This window comes from Corynebacterium macclintockiae, from assembly GCF_027570165.1.
Classification (GTDB): Bacteria; Actinomycetota; Actinomycetes; order Mycobacteriales; family Mycobacteriaceae; genus Corynebacterium; species Corynebacterium macclintockiae.
In genome coordinates this window covers 90,104-113,911 of record NZ_JAKMUV010000007.1, presented here as the reverse complement: position 1 = coordinate 113,911, position 23,808 = coordinate 90,104, and the positions used below count along the sequence as shown (strand labels likewise).

Annotated in this window: 21 protein-coding genes; 9 read left to right on the top strand and 12 right to left on the bottom strand. The window is 62.3% G+C overall.

Annotated elements, in window-relative coordinates; genetic code table 11:
- Nucleotides 1–153: 153 nt before the first annotated feature.
- The 4 genes from L8U58_RS07195 to L8U58_RS07185 all read left to right on the top strand — a co-directional run bounded on the left by L8U58_RS07195 (nucleotide 154) and on the right by L8U58_RS07185 (nucleotide 2,852).
- Entirely contained in the window at nucleotides 154–498 is a 345-nt protein-coding gene (locus tag L8U58_RS07195; RefSeq protein WP_269955020.1) for a hypothetical protein, read from the top strand.
- Between the two features lie 526 nt (nucleotides 499–1,024).
- Nucleotides 1,025–1,198 (top strand): Ltp family lipoprotein, encoded by a 174-nt coding sequence (locus tag L8U58_RS10275; RefSeq protein ID WP_155270820.1) that lies wholly within the window; start codon nucleotides 1,025–1,027, stop codon nucleotides 1,196–1,198.
- Nucleotides 1,199–1,297: 99 nt separating this feature from the next.
- Entirely contained in the window at nucleotides 1,298–2,023 is a 726-nt protein-coding gene (locus L8U58_RS07190; protein WP_269955019.1) for an Ltp family lipoprotein, read from the top strand.
- Nucleotides 2,024–2,180: 157 nt separating this feature from the next.
- Complete coding sequence (locus L8U58_RS07185) at nucleotides 2,181–2,852, top strand: Ltp family lipoprotein (RefSeq protein WP_080719806.1); 672 nt, start codon at nucleotides 2,181–2,183, stop codon at nucleotides 2,850–2,852.
- Nucleotides 2,853–2,884: 32 nt separating this feature from the next.
- On the opposite strand, the gene L8U58_RS07180 is transcribed toward L8U58_RS07185, so the two are convergent.
- Genes L8U58_RS07180 through L8U58_RS07165 form a run of 4 tightly spaced genes read right to left on the bottom strand, consistent with a single transcriptional unit; the run spans nucleotide 2,885 to nucleotide 7,101 of the window.
- Nucleotides 2,885–3,163 (bottom strand): metal-sensitive transcriptional regulator, encoded by a 279-nt coding sequence (locus L8U58_RS07180; RefSeq protein ID WP_034967151.1) that lies wholly within the window; start codon nucleotides 3,161–3,163, stop codon nucleotides 2,885–2,887.
- On the bottom strand, nucleotides 3,163–5,283 hold the full coding sequence (locus tag L8U58_RS07175) for a heavy metal translocating P-type ATPase (protein WP_269955018.1): 2,121 nt from the start codon (nucleotides 5,281–5,283) through the stop codon (nucleotides 3,163–3,165). Before L8U58_RS07175 ends, L8U58_RS07180 begins: the two co-directional genes overlap by 1 nt.
- Nucleotides 5,284–5,308: 25 nt before the next feature.
- The gene (locus L8U58_RS07170) at nucleotides 5,309–5,950 is read right to left on the bottom strand and encodes an MBL fold metallo-hydrolase (protein ID WP_034993106.1); all 642 of its coding nucleotides are present in this window, start codon (nucleotides 5,948–5,950) and stop codon (nucleotides 5,309–5,311) included.
- A 50-nt stretch (nucleotides 5,951–6,000) separates the two neighbouring features.
- Complete coding sequence (locus L8U58_RS07165) at nucleotides 6,001–7,101, bottom strand: S-(hydroxymethyl)mycothiol dehydrogenase (RefSeq protein ID WP_034973226.1); 1,101 nt, start codon at nucleotides 7,099–7,101, stop codon at nucleotides 6,001–6,003.
- Between the two features lie 154 nt (nucleotides 7,102–7,255).
- Here L8U58_RS07165 and L8U58_RS07160 point away from each other — a divergent pair, with 154 nt between their 5' ends.
- Nucleotides 7,256–7,576 (top strand): hypothetical protein, encoded by a 321-nt coding sequence (locus tag L8U58_RS07160; protein WP_034993102.1) that lies wholly within the window; start codon nucleotides 7,256–7,258, stop codon nucleotides 7,574–7,576.
- On the opposite strand, the gene dnaG is transcribed toward L8U58_RS07160, so the two are convergent.
- On the bottom strand, nucleotides 7,573–9,636 hold the full coding sequence (gene dnaG / locus L8U58_RS07155; protein ID WP_269955017.1) for a DNA primase: 2,064 nt from the start codon (nucleotides 9,634–9,636) through the stop codon (nucleotides 7,573–7,575). The two genes, L8U58_RS07160 and dnaG, sit on opposite strands and share 4 nt — an antisense overlap.
- Before the next feature lie 157 nt (nucleotides 9,637–9,793).
- Here dnaG and L8U58_RS07150 point away from each other — a divergent pair, with 157 nt between their 5' ends.
- Nucleotides 9,794–11,551, top strand: coding sequence for a GMC oxidoreductase (locus L8U58_RS07150; protein ID WP_051879550.1), 1,758 nt, complete (start codon nucleotides 9,794–9,796; stop codon nucleotides 11,549–11,551).
- Nucleotides 11,552–11,561: 10 nt separating this feature from the next.
- Nucleotides 11,562–12,026, top strand: a complete 465-nt coding sequence (locus L8U58_RS07145) for a guanyl-specific ribonuclease (RefSeq protein WP_034993098.1) — start codon at nucleotides 11,562–11,564, stop codon at nucleotides 12,024–12,026.
- Between the two features lie 85 nt (nucleotides 12,027–12,111).
- Here the strand turns inward: L8U58_RS07145 and L8U58_RS07140 are convergent, their stop codons facing one another.
- Both L8U58_RS07140 and L8U58_RS07135 read right to left on the bottom strand, forming a co-directional pair.
- Nucleotides 12,112–13,437 carry a deoxyguanosinetriphosphate triphosphohydrolase gene (locus L8U58_RS07140; RefSeq protein ID WP_269955016.1) on the bottom strand — a complete coding sequence of 442 codons (1,326 nt, stop codon included), beginning with the start codon at nucleotides 13,435–13,437 and terminating at the stop codon, nucleotides 12,112–12,114.
- Nucleotides 13,438–13,447: 10 nt separating this feature from the next.
- Nucleotides 13,448–14,071, bottom strand: coding sequence for a YdcF family protein (locus L8U58_RS07135; RefSeq protein ID WP_230580371.1), 624 nt, complete (start codon nucleotides 14,069–14,071; stop codon nucleotides 13,448–13,450).
- A 50-nt stretch (nucleotides 14,072–14,121) separates the two neighbouring features.
- Here L8U58_RS07135 and L8U58_RS07130 point away from each other — a divergent pair, with 50 nt between their 5' ends.
- Complete coding sequence (locus L8U58_RS07130; RefSeq protein WP_269955015.1) at nucleotides 14,122–16,140, top strand: TPM domain-containing protein; 2,019 nt, start codon at nucleotides 14,122–14,124, stop codon at nucleotides 16,138–16,140.
- 676 nt (nucleotides 16,141–16,816) lie between these two features.
- Here the strand turns inward: L8U58_RS07130 and L8U58_RS07125 are convergent.
- The 3 genes from L8U58_RS07125 to L8U58_RS07115 form a co-directional block, all read right to left on the bottom strand.
- On the bottom strand, nucleotides 16,817–18,442 hold the full coding sequence (locus L8U58_RS07125) for an inorganic phosphate transporter (protein WP_043014903.1): 1,626 nt from the start codon (nucleotides 18,440–18,442) through the stop codon (nucleotides 16,817–16,819).
- A gap of 234 nt (nucleotides 18,443–18,676) precedes the next feature.
- The gene (locus L8U58_RS07120) at nucleotides 18,677–19,300 is read right to left on the bottom strand and encodes a hypothetical protein (RefSeq protein ID WP_034977129.1); all 624 of its coding nucleotides are present in this window, start codon (nucleotides 19,298–19,300) and stop codon (nucleotides 18,677–18,679) included.
- 2 nt (nucleotides 19,301–19,302) lie between these two features.
- A complete protein-coding gene (locus tag L8U58_RS07115) occupies nucleotides 19,303–20,682 on the bottom strand; it encodes a glycine--tRNA ligase (RefSeq protein WP_034967110.1) in 1,380 nt (459 codons plus the stop codon).
- 773 nt (nucleotides 20,683–21,455) lie between these two features.
- Between L8U58_RS07115 and L8U58_RS07110 the strand changes: the two genes are divergently transcribed.
- Nucleotides 21,456–21,878 carry a Fur family transcriptional regulator gene (locus L8U58_RS07110; RefSeq protein WP_034967108.1) on the top strand — a complete coding sequence of 141 codons (423 nt, stop codon included), beginning with the start codon at nucleotides 21,456–21,458 and terminating at the stop codon, nucleotides 21,876–21,878.
- A 6-nt stretch (nucleotides 21,879–21,884) separates the two neighbouring features.
- On the opposite strand, the gene L8U58_RS07105 is transcribed toward L8U58_RS07110, so the two are convergent.
- Together L8U58_RS07105 and L8U58_RS07100 are read right to left on the bottom strand one after the other, a co-directional pair.
- Entirely contained in the window at nucleotides 21,885–23,057 is a 1,173-nt protein-coding gene (locus L8U58_RS07105; RefSeq protein ID WP_080716646.1) for a VIT1/CCC1 transporter family protein, read from the bottom strand.
- Nucleotides 23,054–23,779 carry an isoprenyl transferase gene (locus L8U58_RS07100; protein WP_070550745.1) on the bottom strand — a complete coding sequence of 242 codons (726 nt, stop codon included), beginning with the start codon at nucleotides 23,777–23,779 and terminating at the stop codon, nucleotides 23,054–23,056. Before L8U58_RS07100 ends, L8U58_RS07105 begins: the two co-directional genes overlap by 4 nt.
- Between the last annotated feature and the right edge of the window lie 29 nt (nucleotides 23,780–23,808).

Here is a 23,808-nt window from a genome sequence, read left to right as displayed (position 1 = left end):
TACTTCTGGACAATCTTAGTAATCCTAGGCAGAGATATAGAATATTTGTTCGATTACTGGGTGGCTTGTCCATTCCCCTTTGTACACTTACCTCCATTCTCAACCACCACAGCTGTTCACCTAAGCGAACGCAGAAGGGTAAGGTAATGAACCATGACGACCACGAACCCCAGCAAGCGCCGGGCGTTCCTGACGGGAGTGGGCAGCATCCTCGATCTACAGGGCGCCGCGACGTACCGCCGCATGCAAAGCCTAATGCCACCCCCCAGCGCCGAGGACTTCCCTCAACGTAGCATTGGTACGGGCATCAGCTCTGAGCAGCTCCGAAACGACCCCGTTCTCCTCGCCCAAATAACCGCCTACCTGGAAGAGAACCATCTGCATGTCCCGCTTCTTATGCCGGACATCGACAAGATGAGTGAATTGCGAAGTGAAACCCCGAGCTTTACTCGGCGTATGTGGAGGCATTGCGCTCACAAACCCGGGCCGACGAGCTAACGCGAACAGCGCCTTACATAGAGCCTGCCAAGGCCGCGAGAAGGGGGCAGATATTTGGCCTCACCGCAGTGCTCGCAGTTCTACTTCTATGTGGTTACCTGGCCTTTTTGGGATATGTGATTAGTGCAAGCATCATTGCAGGATTCGATCTGGTGGCCTTAGCAAGTGTATTTGCCAACGGTCGGCGAATAGAGAACTCCTGACCACTTCCCTCGTGCACGTCAACCCAAGGGCGATCACAAGGGCGAAAGCCACGGGCGAACCAATTTGTTGGGAACCCGCTACCGGTCGACCAGCAACCGAGTACTACTTGCAAATACAAAGCTAGTCCACGGAAACAAAACACGATTCTTCCGCATCTTTACCTACAGCCGTGCATTTTGCCTACGGTGCAACGCTTTTACCCAGCCACAGAAAAATGTAGACAGATGAACTCGCCCAACAAGAATCCTCAAGACCGCCCTTCCCCAGCACCAACCCCAGAGCCAACCCCAGAGCCAACCTCTATGCAGGCTCCGAAGAGCAAATCAACAAGTCCCTGGAAAAGATCAAGCCGGACTGGAACAAGCAGGCAATTAAGTATGCCCGTCACCTCGCCGAACCCCTTGGAACCGATGATCGGGATACGATATACAACACCATGACTGAGGGCGTTGGCTTCACCCACGAACAAGCCGAGTACGGCATCAGCAACATGTAGCCCGCGCCCACTACCGCCCACCCCTACCAGCCCACCCCACCCACCCCTCACCCCACTCCCCTCCACCACTCTCAAAAGTCCAGACTCAAAGGAACTCCAATGGAAACCCCAACCTCGAACCCCTCACCTCAGAAACCTAATCCGTTCGAAGATCCGTCCAACAGGCCACCTGGCGCAGCCCAAGAGGATGCAAAGCAGGCCAAACCCGGCGGCAAGAAGCTAGCCCTGATCGTAATCGGCGTGGTCGCTCTGATCGGCATCATCGGTGGCTCCGTCTGGTATTTCACTAGCGGTGACGATGAGTCTGGCAACGACCAGCAGCCCGCCGCTACCTCCGAAGACAAGGGCTCCGCCGAAGAATCCAACTCCAAAACCGACATGACCGCCATGGACGTCAGAGGTGACAACAACGGCGGGACTAACGCCCCGAATGGCAACCCAGCGGACTCCCCATCGGACTCCTCAGCGGACTCCCCGACCAGCACCCCCAACGCATCTGGCGCGCCTGCACTGCCCGACCTTTCCGACCCTTCAAAGCCCAAGACCCAAGATGGTGCAAACAAGGCAGCCGCAACCGCCTACAACGTTTTCAAACTGTCCGAAAAAGGCATCCACGACAATCTGAAGATCCAGGGCTACTCCGAGGACCAGATCAACAAAGCCATCGAAAAGCTAAACCCCGATTGGAATAAGCAGGCCGTGGACATGGCCCGCCAACTCTCCAAGGGCGACTCACCGATGCCCAAGAATCAGCTCAAGGACATGCTCACTAGGAACCTTGGCTTCACCGACGAGCAGGCCCAGTACGCCCTGGACAACATGTAGCCCACACCCCACCCCTAACCTGAGGATTAACCCAGGAAAGGGGTGGCTTTTCTTATCGTGTAGGTAGATTCGCCGACGGTTATTTAGTCTTTACGGAGTGTGCACAGAGCAAGCCTGCTCTGCCCTCCACTTTTGACAGACGACAAGGACTAGGCCAATGACCGCTCCCCAACCCGCTCCCTACGGCGATTCCTACGGTTACCCCTCCAGTGGTCCGGCACCTCAACAGTCGGACAACAAAGGAATGGGCAAGGGCAAGGTTGTGCTCATCTTCATCTTGGGCGTCGTCGGCACGCTTGTAGCGCTGGGCATCATCGGAACCATTTGGGGTGAGGAGGACTCGAGTGACAATGCATCCTCTTCCTCCAGCAGCGTTGTCACCGTGACCGAAACCGCACCGTCTGAAACCAGCGATAGTCCCAACCCAACCTTTCCGGAAGAAGATGCCACAGAAAGCACCGGCCAGGTTGCTGAGGTACAGAACTCTGACTCCGAGGGAGTAGAAGAACCAGCCGGTGATTCCAACGCTGCGGACGGCAATGCAACTCGCGAGCAGCGCAACGCGCTGCGCTCTGCCAACAACTACCTCAATCTGATGGCATTCTCAGACCCGGGGCTCCGTAAGCAACTCGACTATGAAGGTTTCCCGGCCGATGCCATCGAATACGCCATGCAGAACATCACGGTCGATTGGAACGCTCAGGCTGTCAAAATGGCTCAGCAATACGACCAGTCCGGCCTAGCAATGTCTAACGACGGACTCTACGACCAGCTAATCTACGAGGGCTTTACCCCAGAGCAGGCCCAGTACGGCGTGGACAACATGTAGTCCCCTGCCCCTGCACCCCTGCCCCTGCCTCCTTAACGAACCAGCCTCTTCACGGCCTGGGATACCTCCGCCAGTTTTTCCTCGGCTTCCTCTCCCCCGGCCTCCGCGGCGTGCCGCACGCAGTGGTTCATGTGGTCGTCCAACAACCCCAGCGCCACGCCCTTCAGCGCAGACTGCAGCGCGCTGACCTGCGTGAGGATGTCGATGCAATATTGCTCCTCATCCACCATCCGCTGCAGCCCGCGCACCTGCCCCTCGATCCGCTTCAGCCGCGCCAGGTAGCGCTCCTTGTCACTCAAGTACCCGTGCATTATTTGAATCCTTTCAACCGCAGGCTGTTGCTCACCACAAACACACTAGATAACGCCATCGCCGCCCCGGCCAGCATCGGGTTCAGCAGACCGAATGCGGCCAGCGGGATCGCCGCCACGTTGTAGGCAAACGCCCAGAACAAGTTCGCCTTGATCGTCCGCAGCGTCTTGCGCGCCAGCCGCAGCGCATCCGCCACTGCCAGCAAGTCGTCGCGCATGACGGTAATGTCCGCCGCCTCGATTGCGGCATCCGTCCCCGAGCCCATCGCAATGCCCAGATCCGCGCTCGCCAGCGCCGCCGCGTCGTTCACGCCGTCACCAACCATCGCCACATTCTCCAGCGAGCGAACGTGCGCTACCTTATCCTCCGGCATCACCCCGGCGATCACCTCGTCAATTCCCACCTCGCGCGCCACGGCGTCCGCCACCTGCTGATTATCACCGGTCAGCAGCACGGTCTTCAGGCCCATCTCGTGCATCTTCCGCACCGCTTCGGCACTGGTGGGCCGCACTGTATCGGCCACGCTGATGGTGCCGATCGCCTGCCCATCGGCGCTAATGCTGACTGTGGTTGCCTTATTTCTGGACGCCCCCTCGTCCCCCCGACCAACCCGAATCACCTGGCCGCCGACGGTTCCCTCCACGCCGTGTCCAGGCAGATTCCTAAAGCCGGTAACTTTCGGCAGGTCGCCGAACTCCGCCCGCCCGGCTTCTGCAATGGCTCGGCCGATGGGGTGCTCCGAGTACGCCTCGACCGCCGCCGCGGCGCGCAGCACCTCAGCGCGGGCGCCTCCTGTCGGGGCCACGTCGACTACCCGCATGGTGCCCGTCGTCACCGTGCCGGTCTTATCCATCACCACGGTGGTGATGGCGTGCGCGCCCTCCAAGACCTCGGGTCCGCGGATCAGAATGCCCTGCTCGGCCCCGCGACCTGTGCCGACAAGCAGGGCTGTGGGCGTCGCTAAACCAAGGGCGCAGGGGCACGCGATGATCAGCACCGCGACCGCATTGCTAAAGCCCGCGAACAGCAGCGTGACCAGCGCGATCGCGATGACGACCGGAACGAAAATGCCGGAGACCTTGTCGGCCAGGCGCTGGACGTCGGCCTTGCCCGACTGAGCCTCGTCGATCAGCTTGGCCATCTGCGCGAGCTTCGTCTGCTCGCCAACGCGGGTGGCCTCCACGACCAGGCGCCCGGAGGTGTTGATGGTCGCACCCGTGACCTCGTCGCCGGGACCGACGTCGACGGGCACGGACTCGCCGGTGAGCATCGACTGGTCAACCGCGGACAGGCCATCCACGATGCGGCCGTCCGTGGCGATCTTTTCGCCAGGGCGAGCCAGGAAGTGGTCGCCGATCTGCAGCTGCTCGATGGGTAGCAACGTTTCCCCGCCATCTCGCAGCACCGTGACCTGCTTGGCGCCCAGGTCAGTCAGCGCGCGGATGGCATCCCCGGCGCGCTGCTTCGCGCGCTTCTCGAAGTACCGGCCCGCCAGCACGAACGTCACCACTCCCGCGGCAACCTCGAAGTAGATGTCCCCCATCGGGTCGCCTGCGTGGTTCAGGATGGACCAGCCGTGGCGCATGCCGGGCTCGCCCGCGTGGCCAAAGAACAGGGCGTACAACGACCACAGATAAGCCGCTGAGGTGCCGACGGTGATGAGGGTATCCATCGTCGCCGCGCCGTGCTTCAGGTTCACCCACGTGGCCTTGTGGAAAGGCCAACCCGCCCACAGAATCACCGGGGTTGCCAGGGCGAAGCTGATCCACTGCCAGTAGTCGAACTGCAGCGGCGGGATCATCGCCAGTAAGATCACCGGGGTGGCCAACGCGATGGCGACCACGAGGCGGCGCTTCAGGCCGCGCAGCTCCTTGGCGGCGGGGTCGTCGCCGGCGGGCTTCTCCGGCTTTGGCACGCTGCCGCCGTAGCCGAGCTTCTCCACGATCGCGATGTACGCGTCCGCGTCGGTGGCCGCCCCCTCCCTCGTTTCGATGTGCGCCTTCTCGGTGGCGTAGTTGACGGTGGCGGTCACACCCTCCTGCTTGTTCAGTTTCTTTTCGATACGGTTCGCACAGGAAGCGCAGGTCATTCCTGTGATGTCGAGATCTATTACAGCCATGCCCCCAGCATACCCCTAGGGGGTATTAGTAGCCGCGCTCGATGTACTCCTCGATGCGCGCTGCCTCGGCACCTACCGTCGTGGAATCGCCGTGGCCGGGGTATACCTCCATGTCGTGGGGCAGCTTAAACACCTTCGACTGCAGCGACTCGATGATCGTGGGGAAGCTAGAGTACTTCCGCCCTGTCGCACCCGGACCGCCATTGAATAGCGTGTCGCCAGACAGCAGCGCGTTCTGCGTTGGCACCTCCACCACGATGCAACCCGGCGAGTGGCCCGGCGTGTGGTACAGCTTCACATCCCAGTAGGCCCACCGAGGATCCTCCACGTCAATCGGGGTGAACGGTGCATCGCCGTTGGATTCCTCCCACAGCATCCGATCGTCCGGGTGCAGGTAGACCTCCACTCCCCACTTCTGTGCCAGCTCCGGAGCCAGCTCACAGTGATCGTTGTGCGCGTGGGTCAGCAAGATCGCCTCCACGGTGCGATCCCCCACGTGGTCGATAACCTTCTGCGCATCGTGCGCCGGGTCCACCACGATGCAGCGATCCCCTTCGGCCAGCAGGTAGACGTTGTTATCCACGTCCCACTCACCGCCATCCAGCCGGAACTTGCCGGAGGTCTCAAACTGCTCGATCTGCGGGTTGTCAAACTTGTGCTCGCTCATGCTTCCTCTCTACCTGCCTCTTTAACTTCCGGGTCTACGCCCTCGCCTGCTTACTTAAACTCCACCACGGAGCGCAGAACCTCGCCCTGCTTCATCTTCTCGAAAGCGGCTTCCACCGCGTCGATGCCGATGCGCTCATCCACGAAGCGATCCAGCGGGAAGCGGCCCTCCTGGTACAGGTCCACGTACATCGGGAAGTCGCGCTCCGGCAGGCAATCGCCGTACCAGGAGGACTTCAGCGCGCCGCCGTGGCTGAACACGTCCAGCAGCGGCATCTCCAGGGTCATCTCCGGGGTCGGCACGCCCACCAGCACCACGCGGCCCGCCAGGTCACGCAGGTAAAATGCCTGCTTGAAGGTCTGGGGCAGGCCCACGGCGTCCACAACTACATCCACGCCGAATCCACCGTTGATCTCCTGAACCCTCGCCACCAGCTCGTCATCCGAAAGCTCGGAGCTGTTGATCGTGTGGGTTGCGCCGAACTCCTCCTTGGCGCGGGAGAGCTTGGCGTCCGAAACATCGATAGCAATGATCTTCGTCGCACCGGCAACGGCCGCGCCCGCGATGGCGGCCATGCCCACGCCACCTACGCCGATGACGGCGATGGACTCGCCGCGCTTGACCTCACCGGTGTTCACGGCGGCGCCGAGACCGGCCATGACGCCACATCCCAGCAGACCCGCGACCGCAGGGTCGGCATCCGGGTTCACCTTGGTGCACTGTCCTTCGTGGACCAGGGTCTTTTCCGCGAAAGCGCCGATGCCCAGGGCGGCTTCCAGCTCCGTGCCGTCGGTGAGGGTCATCTTCTTCGACGCATTGTGCGTATCGAAGCAGTACTTCGGCTCGCCCTTCTTGCAGGCGCGGCACTGTCCACACACAGCGCGCCAGTTCAGCACCACATAGTCGCCGACCTCCACGTGGGTCACGCGGTCGCCGATCTGCTCGACCACACCGGCGGCCTCGTGTCCCAGCAAAAACGGGTAATCGTCCGTGATGCCGCCGTCGCGGTAGGCCAGGTCGGTGTGGCACACACCGCAGGCCTGGATGCGGACGATCACGTCGTTGTCACCCGGATCAGGGATGACGATGTCGGTCAGCTCGACGGGTTCGTTCTTCGCGCGGGAAATTACGGCTTTCACAGTTGTAGTCATGTCACCCATTGTAGGAGCGACTCGGACAGGCGGCAGCCGGCGCCGAATCACCCGCCTGTTCCGTGCTCTGTTCTGCGCCGTCGGGGGCTTCGCGTAGGATTGGGGCACTAACGGCATTAATGCAGCAACTAAAGCCAGAAACCAAGGAGCCACCATGATTCAGCTCGTCGTCGGAGCCGCCGCGGGTTACCTGATGGGCACGAAGGCCGGCCGCCGTCGCTACGAACAGATCCGCCGCGGCTACCAGTCCGCAGTGAACTCGGACATCACGAAGGCCGTTGTACGTTCCGGCCGCAAGGCACTGGCCAACCGCCTGGATCCGGAGCCGCGCATGCACGAGGTGCGCGACCTGAACCGCTCCACCCGTAATTCACTGGGCGAGGGCCAGACCATCGTCGAGGCCGATGACCTGCACCCGAACGACAAGGTCGACCAGATCGACCAGCCGAAGAATCCTTTTAAGAAGAAGCGCTAACGCGTAAAGTCGCCGAAGTCCGCCGCGCGCTCCTGCAGCGAGCGCCGGTATTTCTCCAGCGCAATCACATCCGCAAATAGCGCGTTATACTCCTCCTTTTGCAGGTCGGGGCGCATGCGCTGCATACGGGACTTCATATCCGCAATCTCGTTACCCACCCAGCGTTCCTGCATCCGCGCCATGATCGCATCCGCGTAGTATGGCAGCCGCTCCTGCGGGCAGTGCAGGTCTTCCACCGCCAGCTCGGAGACCACCGCGGCCCCCATCGGATCCTTCATCTGCGTCGCGATCTTCTCGATCCATCCGGGCCCGCCGTTGCTGTTCGCCGCCCCTCCTAAGGACGCCACAGCCTCAGCCATCGCCACGTATGTCGGATGCACGAAGCTCTCCGGGGGCATGAGGTCGAAAATGGTGGAGGCCAGCTGCGGTTCCTGCAAGGCCAGCTTCATGACCTCGCGGGGGCCTTCCAGGAAGTCGTCATTCGGGTTGGGGCGCTCCATGCCCTTGACCACGTGCAGCCCCGGCGCGCCGGCGCCGCCAGAACCAGTGCCACCAGCACCAGCACCACCGCCAGCGCCCGCGCTAGCACCACCGCCAGCGCCCGCGCTAGCACCACCGCCAGCGCCCGCGCTAGCACCGCCGCCAGCACCCGCGCTAGCACCGCCGCCAGCACCCCCTGCGCCACCGGTCTTCAGCTCCAACCTCGGCCGCTGCGCGCCGGACTTCCGCGCCTCCTTGCGCACCTGATCCAGCACGTCGTTGGGGTTATCCCAGCCCACCCAGCCCGCGGCCTGGCGGGCGTATTCGTCCCGCAGCGCCTCGTCCTTGATCCCCGCCAGCACCGGCACGATGCGCCGCAGGGCGTGCACGCGCCCGTCAATGCTGGCCGTATCGTAGTCGGCGATGAGAGTGCGGATCACGAACTCGAACATCGGAATGCGGGAGGCCACCAACTCGCGCACGGCCGCATCGCCGCGCTTGATGCGCACGTCACACGGGTCCTGCCCGCCCGGCGCGACCGTCACATAGCTCCGCCCGGCGAACTGCTGGTCGCCCTCAAAGGCACGCATGGCCGCCTTCTGCCCGGCCTCGTCGCCGTCGAAGGTGTAGATGATCTCGCCCCGGAAGAACTGGTCGTCCAGCATGAACCGCCGCAGTGCCGCCAGGTGCTCCCCGCCGAAGGCCGTGCCACAGGCAGCCACCGCCGTATCCACCCCGGCAGCGTGCATGGCCATCACGTCGGTGTACCCCTCCACCACCACGGCCTGGTGCTTAGAGACAATGTTCCGCTTCGCCTGATCAATGCCGAAAAGCACCTTCGACTTCTTGTACAGCATCGTCTCCGGCGTATTCAGGTATTTGCCCAGCTTGTCATCGTCGAAAAGCTTACGGGCGCCAAAGCCGATCACGTCCCCACTGACCGAACGGATCGGCCACAAAAGGCGGCGGTGGAACCGATCGATCGGGCCGCGCTTACCCATGCGGCCCAGGCCCGCTGCCTCGATCTCCTTGAACGTAAAGCCCTTCTGCTGCAAGTGCTTCGTCAGCCGATCCCATCCGGCCGGTGCATACCCGCAGCCGAACTGCTCGGCGTGTTCCATGGTGAAGCCGCGTTCGATAAGGAAGTTGCGGGCGACGTCCGCGCCTTCGGCGTCACCAAGAAATTCCTTACGGTAGAACTCAAAGGCCGCCTTGTTCGCGGCGACCAACCTGCGCCGCGTGCCGGGCTCCTCCCGGTTGCCGGGTCGACCGCCCTCGTAGTTGATGCGGTAGCCGATGCGCTCGGCGCAGGCCTCCACGGCCTCGGGGAAGGACATGTGTTCCATCAGCATGAGGAACTTGAAAACGTCGCCGCCCTGGTCCGTGGAGAAGCAGTGGAAGTAGCCATGGTTCGGTCGCACGTGGAACGAGGGGGTCTTTTCGTCCTTGAACGGGCTAAGTCCCTTCATGGAATCGACGCCACCCGGTTTGAGCTGCACATACTCCCCCACTACTTCTTCGATTGGGGTCTGCTCTCGAATTGCTTCGATGTCCCGCTCCGGAATCCTGCCCTTAGCCATAGCCACATGCTAGTACAACCCCCGGACAGCCTGGATCGGGCAGCATTCCGGCGCCGGAAAGCTATTTTCTTAAACAACACATCACGGCTATTCGTGGCGCTAACGTGTTCAAAATAGGATCTACGTCACACCAATGGAAGAGGGATGGTTGACTACCATGTCTAGCTCGCAGACTGACTCACAGAACGCCTCACAGACCAACAACCACTATGACGTGCTGATTATCGGCTCTGGTTTCGGCGGCTCCACCACCGCCCTGCGCCTGGTGGAGAAGGGCTACAACGTCGGCATCCTCGAAGCCGGCCGCCGCTTCAAGGACGAAGAATTCGCCAAGAACTCCTGGCACCTGAAGGACTTCCTGTGGATGCCGCACCTGGGCCTGTACGGAATCCAGCGCATCCACCTGCTCAAAGACGTGATGATCCTCGCCGGCGCGGGCGTGGGCGGCGGCTCGCTGAACTACGCGAACACGCTCTACCAGCCGGGCGAGGCCTACTTCAACGACAAGCAGTGGAACACGATCACCGACTGGGAAGACGAGCTCACCCCCTACTACAAACAGGCGCAGAAGATGCTCGGCGTGGTGGAGAACCCCACCATGACCCCCGCCGACGTCTACTCCAAGAAGGTTGCCGAGGAAATGGGCGTGGGCGACACATTCCGCATGGCACCCGTCGGTGTTTTCTTTGGAGAAAAGGTCGGGCTCGAAGGTAAGCCGTGTGAGACTGTTCCGGATCCATACTTCGGTGGCGTCGGTCCCGACCGAACCGCCTGCCACGAGTGCGGCGAATGCATGACCGGCTGCCGCCACGGTGCGAAGAACACCCTGCTGAAGAACTACCTGTACCTGGCCGAGAAGGGCGGGGCGAAGGTCCACGACCGCACCACCGTCACCGACATCACCTTCGATGGCACCACCTGGACGGTGCAGGCGAAGCAGACCGGGCCGATCACCAAGCGCAACCCCAAGACCAGCACCTTCACCGCCGATAACCTGGTCGTCGCCGCAGGCACCTGGGGCACCCAGAATCTGCTGCACCGACAGAAGGCCAACGGCAACCTGCCGAAGCTCTCGGACAAGCTGGGGCACCTGACGCGAACGAACTCCGAAGCCCTGCTGGGAGCCAACCTCTCCAAGTACTCCCCCGACATGGATTTCTCCGAGGGCGTGGCCATCACCTCCTCCTACTTCCCAGCCCCGGATACGCACATCGAGCCGGTGCGCTACGGCAAGGGCTCCAACGCGATGGGCCTGCTGCAGACCCTGATGACCGACGGCGATAAGCTGCAGCCCCGCTTCCTGGAATTCCTCAAGCAGGTGGTTTTGCAGTACAAGGCCATCCCCCGCCTGCTCAACCTGAGCAAGTGGTCGCAGCGCACCGTCATCAACCTGGTGATGCAGACCAGGGACAACTCGCTGCGCACCTTCCTGCGCAAGGTCGGCCCGTTCAACATGCTGAGCTCCGAGCAGGGCACCGGCGAGCCGAACCCCACCTGGATCCCCGAGGGCAACGCCGCCACCCGCATCCTGGCGAAGATGCTGCCGAAGGGCATCGCGGGTGGCGTGTGGTCGGAGGTCTTCAACATCCCGCTGACCGCGCACTTCCTGGGCGGCTGCGTGATTGGCTCCTCCCCCGAGCACGGCGTGGTGGATCCCTACCACCGCGCGTGGGGCTACCCCAGCCTGTTCATCACCGACGGTTCCGCCATCACCGCGAACCCGGGAGTGAACCCGTCGCTGTCCATCACCGCCAATGCCGAGCGCGCCGCCGCCATGTGGCCGAACAAGGGCGAGGCCGACCCGCGCCCGCCGCAGTCCGAAGGCTACCGTCGCATCGACCCTGTACAGCCGAACAACCCGATGGTTCCGGACGACGCACCGGCCGCCCTCCGCCTGCCACTGCGCGTGCTCTAAACTCTTCCCTATGTCTCAGGGAAGTTCGCAGGGCCTTTCGAATAGCCTCGTGCCCAAGAAGTGGGCCAAATATGCCACGCCGATTATCGGCGCGGCGGTCGTCGCGGCCGGTTGGTTCGGCCTGCATGACGACGGAAACGAGGGTGGTGCTTCCGGTGTTTCTAGTAATGACGCCGACACCTGCGCCGTTGACACCCTCCCGCCGGAAGCCAAGAAGCAGATCGACGACATTTTGCAGGACGCTCCGCCGGACGACGGGGAAGCCGACGGCAAGCACTTCGGCAACTACGAGGGCCTGCTGCCGAAGGAAAAGGGCAGCTACTACCGCGAATACACCGTGAAGACCCCGGGAGTTAACCACCGGGGTGCGCGCCGCATCGTCGTCGGCGGTGGCACAAAGACAGATCCGGAGGTGTGGTACTACACCTCCGACCACTTCGAGAGCTTCTGCTCCATCCCGGACGCTGAAGACTAGCGGGTTTGCGCTGACTCGCACCGCATTGTGTGCAACGTTGATGGCAGCGTGAGCGGCAGCGCGCAGCGTGAGCGGCAGCGCGCAGCTAGGCCCAGGCGGCGCTGATCCCGCTGGCGCGCTTGTCCAGCCGCTCCAACCTGGATTCCGTTAGCGAGGCCACCTGGTCGATAACTACCCGGCGTGCTTCGCGGTCGGAGGCTGCGGCGTCAAACCACGAAGAAAACATGGGGTCCAGTGCGCCCGAGCCGCCGCGCCACAGGTAGTCCGTGACGCGAAAGATGCGCTCGCGCTGGCGCTGCTGATTGGCCAGGTGGCGGGACTCGTCCATCACGTAGAGGACGGCGACGGACTTCAACAGCGTGACCTCCGCCTGGACGAGTTCGGGGATAACCAGGTCGGCGGCGTAGCGGCCTAGTGCCTCCTCGCCGAACTGCTGGCGGGTGCCGGTGACAGCGGCGGTGACGAAGCGGGAAACCAACTCGGACGTCATGGCCTTCAGCGCCGCGAGGTCCTGCATGGAACCTCCGAAATCCGCCGCGCGGGAAACCAGCGCCATGCCTCGCAGGCGGTCGGCTGCCTCCAAGAGTTCCTCCGGGGTGCCGCCGAACACGCGGGCGCCCTTCTCGGCCAACGCGGCCAGCTCCACCAGGTCCCACAGCACGCCGAAGTCGATGCGGCCGGAAAGGATGCCGTCCTCCACGTCGTGCACCGAGTACGCGACGTCGTCGGACCAGTCCATGATCTGCGCCTCCAGGCACTTCCGCCCCTCCGGTGCGCCTTCGCGGATCCACTCGAGGGTCTCCACGTCCTCGGCATAAGCGGAGTACTTGGCGCGCTTGTTGCCCTGTTCGTCGACGGGCCCCCACGGGTACTTGCAGGCCGCGTCCAGGCTGGCGCGCGTGAGGTTCAGGCCGTAGGAGACCGGCGCTGTGCCGGCTGTGCCGGCAGCGCCGGAAGTGCCATCGGTGCCGTCAGCGTCCGCCAGCACCTTCGGCTCCAAACGCGCAAGAATGCGCAGCGTCTGCGCGTTGCCCTCGAAGCCCCCACAGTCGGCGGCAGCCTCGTCCAGGGCGCGCTCGCCATTGTGACCATACGGTGGGTGGCCAATGTCGTGGCTCAGCCCCGCCAGCTCCGTCAGGTCCGGGTCCGCACCCAACGTCTTGCCGATCCCGCGGGCAATTTGCGCGACCTCCAGCGAGTGCGTCAGCCGAGTGCGCGGCGTATCCCCCGACCCCGGCCCCACGACCTGCGTCTTATCCGCCAGCCGCCGCAGCGCCGCGGAGTGCAGCACGCGCGCCCGGTCGCGGTCGAAACTATCCCGGCCGTCAACTACCGCCCCAGGCAGACCCAGGGTTTTCGGCCGGTCCGGCAACCTCCGCTGCTGGTCGTGTTCGCTATACGGGTAACGCATGTCTTCTTTCTTACTTCTCTACTGCCTGGTAGTACAGCATGCCCAACGTCTCGTGCAGGATCGAGTTGGCCTGCGACTTTCGGGTAAACACCGACGGCCCCTGGCGCGTGGGGCTCGCCCACGCCTGCATCCCCTGGTCGCGCACCATCCGCGTGGCCCGCAGCGAATGCGCCGGATCCGTCACCACCACGGAGGTCTGCCAGCCATGGTCCTGCGCCACCTGGGCAAAAGCTTTCGCGGAATCCAGCGTATCCGTTCCTTCCTCCACTGAGACGACCGCGGAATCCGGGATGTCGAAGTTCTCCACCAGGTAGTTCTTCCCCGACGCAGCCTCGGTGTATTCGTCGCCCGCAGCCTTCCCGCCGACAGTGACGATCGTCGGCGCCACCCCCTGTTTGTACAGCTCCGCCGCGTGGTTCAGCCTTGAGGCGAACCAATTCGACGGGTTGCCTGCATACTGCGCCGCGCCGAGTACAAAGATCGTATCCGCCGCGCGCCTATCGTCCGCCCGAGCGAAATGCCAGATCTGGAACGCGGTCACACCGAACACACCCACCGCCACCAAGACGAGGGTTAACAGCGCAACGAAGACATACTTCACCGCGCGCTTCACCGGATGCCGTGCAACTGCCATGCGCAAAACCATACGCGGTCTCCCCCACTTTTTTCGTTAAGGTGGGCTGTATGAAACCGACTTTTTCCCCTACCCGCTTCCTGGCGATCCTGGCTGCCGGCGCCGTTCTCGGATTCGGCTCTTTTCTTATTGACGCCCCCTCGGCCTCAGCAGCCACCGCCACCAGCGAGGTGAAACTTACATCCCAGCTGGTTGACGAGTCCGGGGTGTTGTCTGAGCAGGAAAAAGCGGACATTACGGCGTCATTAAAAGAAGCAACGAAGGAATCCGGCAAGAAGCTCTACATCGTCTTCGTCCCGACCACACCAGGCGACATTAAAGTGCTGGCCGAGCAGCTGCGCGAACAAGACGGCACCGAGAACGTGATCGTGCTGGCCGTGGCAACCGAAACGCGGCAGATCGGATATGCCGCGGGGGCGAAGGTGGAAACCAGCGAGGCGGAGAAGCTGCAGAACGCGGCGCGAGAACACTTCGCCGACGACGACTGGGCCGGGGGTGCGCAGGCGGCAGCGGACAAGCTGGCGGGCAAGACCTCCACGGCAACAAAGGTATGGATCGGCGCGGGAGCTGCCGGAGTGATCGGCGCCGGGGTGGGCGCGGCAGTGTGGACTCGCCGGAACCGGAGGAAGACGCACGCGCAGCAGCTGGAAACTGCGCGCTCGATTGAGCCGGGGAACGTCGGCGACCTGTACCAGCAGCCCACCGACGTGCTGCGCGAGCTGGCGGCCGAGGAGCTGACCAGTACCGACGAATCGATCCGCAAGGGCGACGAAGAGCTTTCCGTTGCGCGCGGAGAGTTCGGCGAAGAACGCACCCGCGACCTGGCCAAAGCACTGCAGCACAGCCGCAGCACGCTGAACAAGGCGTACAGCATGCACGAGCGGCTGAACTCTGGACTGGTCACGGCGGAACCGGAGCAGCGCGACCTGCTGATCGAGATCGTGTCTACCTGCGGACAAGCCGATGACAACCTGGACGGGCAGGCCGCCAAGTTTGCCGAGCTGCGCCAGAAACTGATGAACGCACCCGAGCTGGTGGAAAAGCTACGGCAAACCAGCATCAGCCTGCACAACCGAATTCCGAACGCGCGGGAAATTCTGAGCGATGCGGAGACCCGCGTTGATCCTGCGCTGCTGGATTCCGTGCGCGACAATCCGGACGTGGCCGAGGATGCCCTGACGGAGGCTGAGAAGGCACTGGATACCGCGCGTGGGCTGCTGGACAAGCCGGCCGGGCAGCAGGGCGGACTTATCGATTCCCTGGGCGCCGCGAAGCTGGCGCTGCAGCAGGCAGATTCCCAGCTGTTGGCCGTGGAGCGTGCGGAAGAACACCTGCGTGCAGCGCAGAACAACCTGCCAGCGCTGATTGCTGAGGTTGAAGGCGAGATCTCCGAGGCTGCGGAACTGTCAAAGACCGGCGCGGACCTGGACCGAGACGACTTGCAGGCAGCTGTGGACCAGGCGCAGAAGGCACTGGACAGGGCGCGGGCTGAGGGTTCAACGGATCCGCTGGGCTGTTACTCCGAGCTGCTGGAGGCCGATGGCGCGCTGGATGTGGAGCTGGACGAGGCGCGTGGCATCGCCAACGATTACGCCCGGACGGTGAACATGGTGGACCGCATCATGGAGGATGCGACCCAGCGGTTGGAGGCCGTGGAGGGGCTGATCCGGAACCGCCGGAAGATCATCGGTGTGGATGCGCGTACTTCTGCGCAGGCGGCGCGTTCTGCACTGGACGAGGCGGAACAGCTGCGCGCGGAGGATCCGAAGCAGGCGCTGCGGTCGGCACAGCGCGCTAACCAGTTGGCGAAGCAAGCCACGGCGGAGGCTCGCAAGGACATTAACGACTTCAACAACCGTGGTGGTGGCTTCACCGGCAGCAACTTCGGAGGTTACCGCGGTGGCGGCAGTGGCAGCTTTGTCTCTGGCGTGGTGCTGGGCTCGCTGCTGAGCGGCAACGGCGGCTTCGGCGGCTTCGGCGGCTTCGGGGGCGGCGGTTTTGGTGGCGGCTTCGGCGGCGGTGGCTTTGGTGGCGGCGACTTCGGCGGTAGCGGCTCTTCCAGCTTCTAGCTGGCTGCGACCCTGCTTCCGACTGCCAGTTGGCCGCTGGCCGCTGCCTCTAGCTGGCTGCGCCCCCTGCCTCCGGTTGCCTGCCCCAGTTTCCAGCTTCCCTATAAGACTATTTGCACCCCACCAGCCCCTTCAGCAACATTCCATCATGCACGCCGCCAAGCCGCGGCAGCTAAATGTCGCTAGAACGGGAATATGTTATTGCAAGCATTTTTCATCTACACATAACCGCAGGTCAGCGGTCTGCGAATTTTCCCGAGCCAAGTTCCGCTCCTACAGATTCCCGTTCTAGCGACATTCGACCACTTTCCGTCCCCTCCATGCCCCCTCCACGCCCCCAACTGCGCCCCCCTCCACGCCCCCACTGAAGGCTCCAAAATGATCGGAACTAAACCCAGGACACTTCAAGGTGCCCACCAAACCCGCAAATGTCGGAAAAGTTGCAAAACGTTAGTGACGATACTTTCCAACTACATAAACGCGCAGGTCAAAGCGTTAGCTAATATGAAGCCTTGTGCAAAATTTACGACAACTACAACTTTTCCGACATTTAGTGCCCCACAATCACGGAAATCACGCAGCCCCAACAGTAAAAAGCGCCCGCCCCGAAGGGTAGGCGCTTCAGCAGTAGCCAGCCAACCAGCTTTGACCGACCTAAACCATGCGTAAGCCAGCCTTAGAAAACTACGCGCAGGACAGAGACTGTACCGCCGGCGATAATTGCAGCGGCCGGCAGGGTGATAACCCAAGCCAGGGCGATGGGCTTCATCAGGCCCCAGTTGGCGTCCTTGTTAATAAGGCCAACTCCCAGCACAGCACCAATCAGAATGTGAGTAGAAGAAACCGGCAGACCCAGCACGGATGCGCCCATAACCACAGCCGCTGCGGACAGCTCGGCAGCAAAGCCAGAGGCCGGGTGCATCTTCGTCAGGCCGGAGCCCACGGTGCGGATCACGAAGCGACCAATGAACCACAGGCCGGAGATCAGGGCAACACCCATAGCGACCATGACGGGAAGCGCCACGCTGGATTCCTCAGAAATGCTGTTAGTCTTCAGCACGTCCAGCACTGCCACGAACGGTCCAAGCGCGTTAGCGATGTCGTTGGATCCGTGGCTGAATGCAAAGGCAGATGCGGTGAACACCTGCATCCAGCTGAACAGCAGGAAGGTGGAGCGACTCAGGGCATGCTTCTTCAGAGTGCGGGAGAAGATGTAGACAGCCATCCAGACAACAGCTGCAACCATGCCCATGATCAAGAAGTTGCCCAGGCTGGACAGCTCCAGGTTCATGTTCTTCAGACCCTTGAACAGCAGCATCGCGGAGATAATGATGGAACCACCAGCAGCCAGCAGCGGCACCCAGGTATCCAGAGCGTGGTGAGCCTCAACATCCTCAACGGACTTGTTAATGCGGTGCAGCTTCTTGTAGTAATCGGATTCCAGGTCTTCCTCAGAGAAGCTGTCCTCGCGCATCGTGGTCGAGTCGCGGATCATCGAGTCGGTCATGGCCAGCTGCTCTTCCTCGCTGAGCTGTCCGAAGGCGATCTTGTGCTGAATATTCAGCTCCTTCTTTTCCTTCTTAATCGCCTCAAGGCGCTCTTCAGCCAGCTCGTTATAGACCAGAATTCCGCGCTTAATTGCGCCGTATAGCAAGTATGCAACCACACCGCCCAGCGCCGGGGACAGAACCCAGGAGATCGCGATCTTGCCAACCGCGCCCCACTGAACCATGGACCAGCCGCCGGTACCGGTAACGAAACCAACGGTCAGCGCCGCACCGACGATACCGCCGACGATGGAGTGCGTAGTGGACACCGGCCAACCCATGCGGGTGGCGACAAGCAGCCAGACGGCTGCGCCCAGCAGGGAGGCCATCATGATGTATGCGAAGTTCATCGGCTCTAGGCCATCGATGGCATCCAGGTCGACAATGCCGGAACGGACAGTGTCCGTAACCTCGCCACCAGCCAGGACAGCACCGGAGACTTCGAAGATCGCGGCGACCACCAGGGCCTGCTTCATGCTCAGCGTGCCGGCACCAACGGAGGTACCGAAGGAGTTCGCAACGTCGTTACCACCGATATTGAACGCCATAAACACGGCAAAAATGATGGTAGTCAACAGCACGACTACGCTGGCGTTTTCGCCAACGTAGTCGTGTGCCCAGAGACTAAAAGTCACCAGGGTCACGGCCAGAAGTCCACCGAAGAACAGGTGCCACCAAGTATTATTTCCGTCCTCAGGGGTGGGGGTTATACCCTGGGCCGACGCAGGCGCGGCCGTATCGGTTGTCGCCGACAAGATTCCTCCAAAAGTCAAGATTTCAGACGAGGAATACCTTGGCCCATGCAAGTAAAAGAAATGAGTGCAAAAGGTTAACTACAAGTTAACGGGCGCGGAAATCTCGCATTATTTCTAGTGAAATCTCAGCACCTTCCTGATCAGCGCTTACCTCACTCCGGCACCTAAGCAAAGCACCCCGGCGCCGTCATGAACCCTCCCTCAGGCGCCCCACCCCGGCGCCATCACAGAGGTTTATACAAACCCAATCCAGTAGAGCACCACAATCGGGATGCACAGCAGCAGCGCAATGGTGACCGCCCACGACGAGCTGATCATCCGCGTCTCCATGCACAGCCGCGCCGCCCACGAAATGAACACACGTACATCGATGGGCAGCTTCTCCCCCGGCCCTTCGAACTCCACGTGGAGATTCCGCAGACCGCGGTTCTCGCTGGTGAACTGCCCGGCCTTCTCGCCGTCAATGTCCAGCACGAAGTTCTTCTTCGTCTCCGCGATGATGGTCACGCGGTGCCGGTCGGCCTGAACCTCGTAGCGCTCCGATTTGCCGAAGCTCTTGCCGTCGCCGGTCACCGTCCAGGTGCCCGTCTGGGTCGTCGCCGAGGCAGTGCAGCCATTCTTTGTGACGCCACCGCCGCGGGACTCACCGTCTGCAGCACTGTCGGCAGCCGCAGCGCTGTCGCTGACGTTACTTTCGTCGGGGCCGTGCAACTGCCACGTGTCGCCGCCGAAGCGGATGTTCGTGACGCCGCGCTCGTCGGCGAACTCCGCCACCTTCACCAGATCGTTGCTGGGACCTTCATAGATGGGGAACGTGTGCCCATCACTGGGCAGCCCCCAGCGGATATCGCTGGACATTCCTAGCAGCCCGCCAGTCGCTCGGCGAAGTAGCTGTGCAGATCCTCGATCTTGATGCGTTCCTGCTCCATCGTGTCGCGCTCGCGCACCGTCACAGCGTTGTCTTCCAGCGTGTCGAAGTCGACCGTGACACAGAACGGGGTTCCGATTTCATCCTGTCGGCGGTAGCGGCGGCCAATCGCGCCGGAGGTGTCGTAGTCCACATTCCAGAAGCCACGCAGCTGGTCGGCGATCTTCTCCGCGGTCGGCGTCAGCGTCTCCTTCTTAGACAAAGGCAGAACGGCGACCTTAACGGGAGCCAGTCGACGGTCCAGCTTCAGCACCGTGCGGGTGTCGGTTCCGCCCTTCGCATTCGGTACTTCTTCTTCCGTGTAGGCGTCAACAAGGAAGGCCATCATCGCACGGCCAAGGCCGGCGGCGGGCTCGATGGTGTACGGAATCCAACGCTCCTCCGTGGTCTGGTCGTAGAAGCTCAGGTCCTCGCCGGAACCTTCGGAGTGGACGCGCAGGTCGTAATCAGTGCGGTTAGCCACACCCTCGAGCTCGCCCCACTTGGAGCCGTTGAAGTGGAAGGCGTACTCCACGTCGACGGTGCGCTTGGAGTAGTGGGACAGCTTCTCCTGCGGGTGCTCGTAGAGGCGCAGGTTCTCGGGCTTAATGCCCAGGTCGATGTACCACTGGTGGCGGTCATCGATCCAGTACTGGTGCCACTCTTCGTCCTCGCCCGGCTTGACGAAGAATTCCATCTCCATCTGTTCGAACTCGCGGGTGCGGAAGATGAAGTTGCCCGGGGTGATCTCGTTACGGAAGGACTTACCGACCTGCGCGATGCCGAACGGCGGCTTCTGGCGGGAGGTGGTCATCACGTTCTTGAAGTTCGTGAAGATACCCTGAGCGGTCTCCGGACGCAGGTAGTGCAGGCCTTCCTTGTCATCGACGGGACCCAGGAAGGTCTTCAGCAATCCAGAGAAAGCCTTCGGCTCGGTCCAGGCGCCGGGCTGGCCGGTCTCCGGATCGTTGATGTCGGCCAGGCCGTTTGCCGGCGGGTGGCCGTGCTTTTCCTCGTAGGCTTCCAGCAGGTGGTCGGCGCGGTAACGCTTGTGGGTGTGCAGAGACTCGACCAGCGGGTCAGTGAAGACCTCTACGTGGCCGGACACTTCCCACACGCGCTTCGGCAGGATCACGGAAGAATCCAGGCCGACAACGTCGCGGCGGGAGGTTACCATGTGGCGCCACCACTGGCGCTTGATGTTCTCCTTCAGTTCCACACCCAGTGGGCCGTAGTCCCAGGCGGAGCGGGTTCCGCCGTAAATCTCACCGCAGGGATACACCAAACCCCTACGCTTGGCTAGATTAACGACGGAATCAATGGTGCTTGCCATGGTGGGCGTATCTCCTTGGTCGGAATTTTGCTTCGGTGCAGGCTCAGCTTTCCGGCTCAGAACTTTCAGCTCAGCCGTTTTAAGCTGTCGTGCCCCACATCTTAGCCTGTTCCAGGCAATAGCCGACGGTCGGGGTGGGTTCCCCACAGTGTTTACGCAGTGTGGGAAGCACGCCCTGCGCAGTGCCTATAAAACGCTCCGCGCAGGACGTAGAAAACGCTCCGCTCAAGGCAATGAGCATCAACCGCAGAATGCTTGAAAAATAGAAAGAACCCGCGGTTAGGGGGGGGTAAAACCGCGGGTTCCGGCCACTCTGTCCTCACAAGGAGAATGGGGCCTGTTCCCTTGTAAGCGGGAGCTGCGAGGGGGGGGGATTACGCACGCTCCCAAGGGAACTGCCTCAAATCTAGCCCGTTGCTTTCTACAAAGTCAAGCGTCTACGGAACATTGGTGAAACATTACTTTGCACGCCCCGCCAAGCACCCTAAACTGGGCGTTTCACCAGGCATTTCTACCCCTCTCTGGGGAGTGCCGACAAGACTTATCGAAAGCTTATTGAAAACTGTCGGCTAGAGACCTAGTGTTGGTAGGTATCGCAAAGTAGCGTTGCGCACGATCGCATCCACATAGATCTGCCTGCTACAAACCCCACGACAACCCCCACAACTCCACCGCTCCCCCATTCAAGCGTTGAAGTTGTACCGGAGCCAACCCCCAAGGACTCTCCCCCCAAGGACTGGCACCGAGGACATATCCCAAGGAGCGAACTCACCGTGAGCACGCCAGTTAACAGCAAACTTCCGAAGATCGGCCAACGCAGCACCCGCCAGCGACGCGCTGTGGCGGAGGTACTCGACGGCCTCACCACGTTCTGCAGCGCACAGGACATCCACCAAAAGCTGGTTGCCAAGGAGCACAAGGTCGGCCTAACCACCGTCTACCGCACCCTGCAGCAGATGGCAGAGGTCGGCGCTATCGATACGTTGCACGACGAATCCGGCGAAACGCTATACCGCGCCTGCGCCACCGATGATCATCACCATCACCTGGTGTGCACCTCGTGCCGCCGTACCGTGGAGATCGATGGCGGCCCGGTCGAAGAGTGGGCTGCTCAGACCGCCAACAAGTTCGGCTACGAAAAGTCCGGCCACACTGCTGAGATTTTCGGCTTGTGCGGCGACTGCCAGAAGAAGTAGCCGGCGCTACACGTTGAAGATCGAGCCCAGCAGGTACGTCGCCCCGGCAGCGCCGTAACCGATAAGTAATTGACGCAAGGCGCGTCGACCCGGCTCGACTCCAGACAACAGTCCCACCACAGAGCCGGTGAACATCAGGGCCAGCCCCACCACCACACAGGCGACGATCGCTGCGGCGGATCCGGACATGCCGAAGATGTATGGCAGTACCGGGATTAATGCTCCGACTGCGAAGCACAGGAAGCTGGAGACAGCGGCGGACAGGCCTGATCCGGCGTCCTCAGCACCATCGTCTGCACCAACAGCTGTGGCCTTGGCGGGATCGAAAGGCTGCTCCCCCACTGGCGGGTTGGTCTCGATGATCGAGTCGAAAACCTGGCGGGCGCGCAGGGCTGCCTCCTCCGCGCTCATACCGCGGGCGCGGTACACCAGCGCCAGCTCGTTCTGATTCACGTCCAGGTTCGGCAGCGAACGGCTGGCATTCGGATCCGGGGCGTTTGCACCCAGCAGCTCCTTCTGCGAGGTCACAGAAACGTATTCGCCCGCGGCCATCGACAGCGCACCGGCCAGCAAACCGGCAATGCCCGTCACAAGCACCAAGTGGGCCGACCCACCTGTACCGACCATGCCCAGCACCAGCGCCAGGTTGGACACCAGCCCGTCATTGGCGCCGAAGATCGCTGCCCGGAAATCACCAGACATGCGGGCGCGCCCGCGAGCCGCCAGCCCACGTACAACCTCGGCGTGAATAGCTTCGTCGGCAGCCAACCGGTTCGAGGCATCCTTGTCGGACACATACTCGTTGCGCTGCTCCGACGACTGCATCAGCGCCAGCACGAACACCGACCCGAAGCGCCGGGCCATCCAGGCCTTCATACGGGTATCCAGGCTGGCCTTCCGCGGCAGGCCGACGTATTCGCCCAGCCGGTTCTTCCAATATGCCTCGTGGCGTGCTTCAGCCTCGGCCAGCCCCAGCAGAATCTCGCGCTCCTCACCGGTGCGTTTGCGCGCCAGTTCGCGGTACACGGCTCCCTCGGCGCGCTCATTGGCGAGGTACTGCTGCCAGCGCGCGATCTGTCGCTTCGTCGGCTGCGGTTCGGTCTGCCCTGCCGTCTGCTCCGTCTGCTCCGCCTGCCCCGCCTGCCCGGTCGGCTGCGGCTGTTCTGCTGCGTCGCTCACTTCACACCCCCGAAGCGCCGGTCGCGCTTCGCGAACTCCAGCACCGCCGCCCGCAAGTGGTTCGGCGTGTAGTCCGGGAACAGAACATCCTGGTAGACCATCTCCGCATACGTGGACTGCCAAGGCAGGAAGTTCGAGGTCCGCATCTCCCCCGACGGGCGCAAGAACAGATCCACATCCGGCATGTCGGGCTCGTCCAGGTAGCGGGCGAACGTCTTCTCGTTCACCTGCCGGGGCTTCAACCGACCAGCCTTCACGTCCTCGGCGATCAGGCGCGCAGCATCCGCAATTTCCGCGCGACCGCCGTAGTTCACGCACATGCCCAAGGTCATGGTCGTGTTGTTCTTCGTCAGTTCCTCGGCTGCTTCCAGCTCCGAGATCACCGTCCGCCACAGGCGCGGGCGGCGCCCCACCCAGCGGATCCGCACTCCCAGGCTGTTCAGGTAGTCGCGCTGGCGGCGCAGCACGTCGCGGTTAAAGCCCATCAAAAAGCGCACCTCGTCGGCCGATCGGCGCCAGTTCTCAGTGGAAAACGCGTAGGCCGACAGGTAGTCCACCCCTAGCTCGATGCATTCTTCCACCAGCGATATCAGCACTGCCTCGCCCCGGCGGTGCCCCTCGGTGCGAACCATGCCGCGTTCCTCCGCCCAGCGACCATTGCCGTCCATCACTAGAGCGATGTGCTTCGGTCGGAGCTCTTGCGGGATTTCGGAACGATCCACGTGCGGATATTCGATGCTACTCACCCGTA

Excerpts from the sequence above, each read along its gene's own strand:
- L8U58_RS07195 (WP_269955020.1), top strand. The coding sequence starts at position 154 with ATGACGACCACGAACCCCAGCAAGCGCCGGGCGTTCCTGACGGGAGTG.
- L8U58_RS07190 (WP_269955019.1), top strand. The coding sequence starts at position 1,298 with ATGGAAACCCCAACCTCGAACCCCTCACCTCAGAAACCTAATCCGTTC.
- L8U58_RS07185 (WP_080719806.1), top strand. The coding sequence starts at position 2,181 with ATGACCGCTCCCCAACCCGCTCCCTACGGCGATTCCTACGGTTACCCC.
- L8U58_RS07180 (WP_034967151.1), bottom strand. The coding sequence starts at position 3,163 with ATGCACGGGTACTTGAGTGACAAGGAGCGCTACCTGGCGCGGCTGAAG.
- L8U58_RS07175 (WP_269955018.1), bottom strand. The coding sequence starts at position 5,283 with ATGGCTGTAATAGATCTCGACATCACAGGAATGACCTGCGCTTCCTGT.
- L8U58_RS07170 (WP_034993106.1), bottom strand. The coding sequence starts at position 5,950 with ATGAGCGAGCACAAGTTTGACAACCCGCAGATCGAGCAGTTTGAGACC.
- L8U58_RS07165 (WP_034973226.1), bottom strand. The coding sequence starts at position 7,101 with ATGACTACAACTGTGAAAGCCGTAATTTCCCGCGCGAAGAACGAACCC.
- L8U58_RS07160 (WP_034993102.1), top strand. The coding sequence starts at position 7,256 with ATGATTCAGCTCGTCGTCGGAGCCGCCGCGGGTTACCTGATGGGCACG.
- dnaG (WP_269955017.1), bottom strand. The coding sequence starts at position 9,636 with ATGGCTAAGGGCAGGATTCCGGAGCGGGACATCGAAGCAATTCGAGAG.
- L8U58_RS07150 (WP_051879550.1), top strand. The coding sequence starts at position 9,794 with ATGTCTAGCTCGCAGACTGACTCACAGAACGCCTCACAGACCAACAAC.
- L8U58_RS07145 (WP_034993098.1), top strand. The coding sequence starts at position 11,562 with ATGTCTCAGGGAAGTTCGCAGGGCCTTTCGAATAGCCTCGTGCCCAAG.
- L8U58_RS07140 (WP_269955016.1), bottom strand. The coding sequence starts at position 13,437 with ATGCGTTACCCGTATAGCGAACACGACCAGCAGCGGAGGTTGCCGGAC.
- L8U58_RS07135 (WP_230580371.1), bottom strand. The coding sequence starts at position 14,071 with ATGGCAGTTGCACGGCATCCGGTGAAGCGCGCGGTGAAGTATGTCTTC.
- L8U58_RS07130 (WP_269955015.1), top strand. The coding sequence starts at position 14,122 with ATGAAACCGACTTTTTCCCCTACCCGCTTCCTGGCGATCCTGGCTGCC.
- L8U58_RS07120 (WP_034977129.1), bottom strand. The coding sequence starts at position 19,300 with ATGTCCAGCGATATCCGCTGGGGGCTGCCCAGTGATGGGCACACGTTC.
- L8U58_RS07115 (WP_034967110.1), bottom strand. The coding sequence starts at position 20,682 with ATGGCAAGCACCATTGATTCCGTCGTTAATCTAGCCAAGCGTAGGGGT.